This window comes from Cryobacterium aureum, assembly GCF_002954245.1.
In the GTDB taxonomy this organism is placed as follows: domain Bacteria; phylum Actinomycetota; class Actinomycetes; order Actinomycetales; family Microbacteriaceae; genus Cryobacterium; species Cryobacterium aureum.
Window position 1 is genome coordinate 1 of record NZ_PPTG01000004.1, and the last position, 4197, is coordinate 4197.

4 protein-coding genes and 1 pseudogene are annotated in these 4197 nt (G+C 60.9%); 2 read left to right on the top strand and 3 right to left on the bottom strand.

The window, feature by feature from the left end; genetic code table 11:
• Nucleotides 1–294: 294 nt before the first annotated feature.
• Complete coding sequence (locus CJ028_RS02165) at nt 295–519, bottom strand: PIN domain-containing protein (RefSeq protein WP_105033652.1); 225 nt, start codon at nt 517–519, stop codon at nt 295–297.
• A 175-nt stretch (nt 520–694) separates the two neighbouring features.
• Between CJ028_RS02165 and CJ028_RS02170 the strand changes: the two genes are divergently transcribed.
• A complete protein-coding gene (locus CJ028_RS02170) occupies nt 695–1033 on the top strand; it encodes a hypothetical protein (RefSeq protein ID WP_105033653.1) in 339 nt (112 codons plus the stop codon).
• A gap of 353 nt (nt 1034–1386) precedes the next feature.
• On the opposite strand, the pseudogene CJ028_RS02180 reads toward CJ028_RS02170, so the two are convergent.
• A pseudogene (locus CJ028_RS02180) lies at nt 1387–1734 on the bottom strand (IS5 family transposase); the annotation flags it as partial.
• A 200-nt stretch (nt 1735–1934) separates the two neighbouring features.
• Nucleotides 1935–2714, bottom strand: a complete 780-nt coding sequence (locus CJ028_RS02185; RefSeq protein ID WP_240607036.1) for an alpha/beta fold hydrolase — start codon at nt 2712–2714, stop codon at nt 1935–1937.
• 196 nt (nt 2715–2910) lie between these two features.
• Between CJ028_RS02185 and CJ028_RS02190 the strand changes: the two genes are divergently transcribed.
• Nucleotides 2911–3495, top strand: coding sequence for a recombinase family protein (locus tag CJ028_RS02190; protein ID WP_105033656.1), 585 nt, complete (start codon nt 2911–2913; stop codon nt 3493–3495).
• Nucleotides 3496–4197 lie beyond the last annotated feature (702 nt).

Below are 4197 nucleotides of genomic sequence, written 5' to 3' on the forward strand. Positions count from 1 at the left end.
CTTAGAGTTCGCACGCCGCTTTTTCCGTTCCCGAGTTTCTTACCTTTGACAGTTAGAAACCTAGGCGGAGAGCGGCGTGCGGCCGTTAAGGCGCTCCCAACGGACCCACGGTTACGTCATGAGAGCCCAAATAATACCCAAAGAAATGTTTTGATGACCGATCTCGACCCTGAGCGCCCTTCCGCAGGGTGGCCGTATACGGGAATCGGGCGGGCCTCGCCAGCGTCTGATCGAGCGGGCCGCCGCCCACACCTCCATGACTATTGCTTTGCGAGGCGTCTGTGGAACGTGGAGTCAGCTCGTAAAGGCGCGTTCAGCAAAATCAGTTGCGAGCATGTCTGCAATCGCCGATGCGATGCGCGTTCTGCGCATGCCGGCTGTCATCCGTTCAACACCAAAGGGCGATTCAGCTGCCGTGATGGCAGTGATGTAGACGGGGTGCCAGTTTGCATCGAGCCACGAAACCACAGCCGCGTCGGCCTCCACATGCATGAGCTCAGACAGGATGTTTGTGTCCATGAGCGTGTCCAGTAAGGGGAACGTTCAGTGGGACGGTTACCTAGGCTGGCATCATCTGCAACGCAGAAGTGCGCGACGCATATAGCGCTTGCACTCAGAACATACAGTTCTTCGGCGACGACCGCGACGCCGTGGTCGTCGTGCAACAGGAGTGCCTGATCGATAGTCTGACGACATGCCCAACAAGACACGCGGCGCCACGCGCTCACCTGTAGTCGCAGCTTGCGTCGTCCTTCTGGGCTTGCTAGTGCTTTGGATGGCGCAGCCGGTCCTGCCCGGTTGGGCCTGTTCGGCCAGTCTTCCAACGGTGTGCCCACCACAGTTGTTACCTTTTCGTGCGTCGCTGATTAGCGCAGGTATCCTCTTCGCGCTGCTCGCGACTGTCATCGTCGGGCTGCTGCTTCGGCCCAGAGCAAACCGGTGGCTGGGCGGTATGTCCCGAAGTACCGTCTTCGCCGTGCCGGTAATCCTGGCCCTGACAGTCGTCGCGCACTTTCTGATCCCGCAGCCCTGATTCCTGCTTGGCTCGGATTGCCGACGCGGTCCTCGAAACGTCGTGCCCGTAAGTCGAACCCTCACCGGGACACTCGGCGACATAGTTCCTGCCGGAGGCACGGGGCTGTTTTGATGGCCTTATGGCAATCTTCTACTTTGACGGTGACCAGACGCTGTGGGATTTCCAGGCGATGATGAGGCGAGCCCTGACAGCCACGATCGGCGAGCTTCGCAGGCTTCGGTCCGGGACCGGAGGAGATATGAGCGTCGAGGCGTTCGTCACCGACAGGGAGGTCGTCGCGGAACGGTTGCGGGGCCAAGTGAGCAACCTAGAGCAGGTGCGGTTCGAGGCCTTCAAGACGAGCCTCGCCCGCGGGGAAGGTTGGTGCCATGCTGGTGGGCGCGGTTGACCGTGGAGTCCACCGACACCTCCCAATTGATCAGTCCGGCGGCGTCCGCCCGGGTCAGCAGCGAAGCAAGGGCCTTGTCCCAGGTTCCGTCGGCACTGTAGCGGCGGTGGCGTTTCCAGACCGTCTGCCACGGCCCGAAGTGCGGCGGCAGGTCCCGCCACGGGATGCCGGCCCGATACCGGTAGATGATCCCCTCCGTCTTAAGACGGTGATCCGTGAACGGACGGCCCAACTTCCCCGCCGATGCAGGCATCAACGGGGCAATCTGCTTCCACTGGGCATCCGACAACACGGCGTAACGAGGGCTCACTCCTCCATCCTGCCGATGAACAGCCCATCATTGGGAGACAGGCCCTAGCTGTCACGGTCCAAGTGAAGCCGGTTCCCCAATTCGAAACCGGCGACGTCGATGCCTCCCGAGAACGGGGCACCATCCCCAGCCGTCACCGGTGCCACCTTTCTGAAGCCAACTCAGCCGTAGGTGGCTCCGCCCGGGCGCTCTGCCGCAGCTCAGCCGGTGCTATCGAGAATTAGGCGCGCGGCTTCCGTTGGTTGGTCCCAGTGCGGGAAGTGACCGCAGTTTTCGAACCAGTGCAGCGTTGCATCCGGGAACAGCTCCGTGGCCTGCGCCGCCTCACTGGGAGCGGTGACCTTGTCCTTCCGCCCCCATCCGATAACCATTTTGCCCTTGAGTGAACCGGCCGGTGCACCTTCCTGGCGGGGTCCGTGAATCAGCGCGTTGAGGGACGGGTCCAGGCTGGTCGATGTCTTGAACCCGCGAAGCTCGTGCAGGACCAGATCCTGTGGCAGCTTCCAGGGGTGGGCGGAGAACTGTGCCAACAGGGCCGTGCGGCCCACAGGGTTGCCCGTGAGGAAGGGGAGCGCCGGTTGGATGCGGCGCACGAGTGCGACGGATGCCTTGATGCTTGCACCAAAGATCGCTGCCTGGCGGTCATTCCAGAATCCACCAGGGTCCAGTGCGACCGTGGCGCCAGCGTGCCCTCGGCGTGCCATTTCCATTACCATCCGGGCGCCCATGGAGCTGCCTACCAGATCAAGGTCACCCAGTTCCGCGTCGCGGATAAAGGCTTCGATGGAATCGGTCAGCGTGGCAATGGTGGTTTCGCCGGTCAGCGGCGCGGATTCGCCGCAACCGGGGAGGTCGACGGCGATGACATCGCGTTCAGCGGCCAGCGCCGGGATTACCAGGTTCCAGTTGCCAATACTGGAACCGAGTCCATGGATCAGGAGGAGTGGCTTACCGGAGCCTTGCCGGGTTGAGTGCAACATGACTTCACTGTATGGGCAGTGCAACATATCTGGCCAGAGGTTATCCGGCCAGAGGCCCGACGGCACAGCGATACGCCGTTGGGCAGCGCATCCAACGCTCAATCGCAGCTTGGGTAGGCAGTCCCATCGATCCGCAAGAGGGACCCCGACTGCGACGATTATTGACCCGCTCACAGCAAAGCGGAATTGTTTCGCCATGAATGGATTACTGATCGGATACGCACGCGTTTCCACAGATGAACAAGATCTCACTGCCCAACAAAATGCCCTAGAACGACTGGGCGTTAGATCATCACTGATCTACACCGATCATGGTCTGACCGGAACGAACCGGGCCCGACCGGGACTTCGCGAAGCGTTGGCCGCCTGCCGTGCCGGAGACACCCTCGTCGTCGCCAAACTCGACAGACTCGCACGGTCACTCAGGGATGCCAAAGACATCATTGACGAGCTGACGGCCAAAGACGTCAAGCTGAGTATCGGCGGATCGGTGCGTGATCCAAACGACCCGGTCGGGCGCCTCCTTTTCAACGTCTTGGCGATGGTCGCCGAATTCGAGTCGGATCTAATCCGCGCCAGAACGCGCGAAGGAATGCAGGTGGCCAAAGCGAAAGGGCGTCTTCGCGGTAAGCAGCTCAAACTGTCGGTGGCGCAGCAGAAACACTTGATCGAAGTACATAACGCCGGCCTACATTCCAGCGCGGAATTGGCGGAACTTTTCAACGTCGCGCGGTCGACCTTTTATCGCACTATCCAACGTCAGTTCGAATCGGGCCTTTGAGAGGGGCCCTCAATTGAAATCTCGTTGCCGGATCATCTGGTCCGGCAACGGGAACCCCTACCGGGCAAGTTAAAGTCGGGCCGATGACACGGACGCGGCAAGCCCTACTCCGATGCGATCTCAGCTCGGAGCGGAGTCGGTGAGCGGTGTACTCGAGATTGTTAGTCCCCAGACAACATCTCCGGTCATGGACACCGAGACTGTTGACTCTCCGTGAGCTTGGTTGTCGTGATTGGCATAAAACAGCACATCGCCTGATGTACACAGGAATGTGGACGACATGCCGCCGCTATCCTCGACGGTCACAGTCCCATTGCCTGCGCAGTTCAGGGCGATCCACAGACCTTCGCCTTTGGCATCGATAGGACCGCCTGGCTGCATGTTGGAAAGGCTGACCCACGTCCCGAGAGTTGTTCCGGTCGCGGTGGGTGGCGCGATTGACTGCGGAATGTGCGTGGATACCGACGAAGGTTCGGCGAGGGCACTCGCGAGCGTCGACGTGCGGGGCGAGAGCGGCGGTGGACTCGTACATGCGCTCAACAGCGGAACCAGAAGAACCGTCGCCCCGTGGCGATTGACCTGCCGCGGGCATTTCGGACAGCGGAATTAGTGGTTTCTTCTACGCTGCCAATGCTGGCTGTTGATAACCATAATGGACTTCATTCGGCCGGCGATAACCGAGTGCGGAGTGCCGGCGTCGAC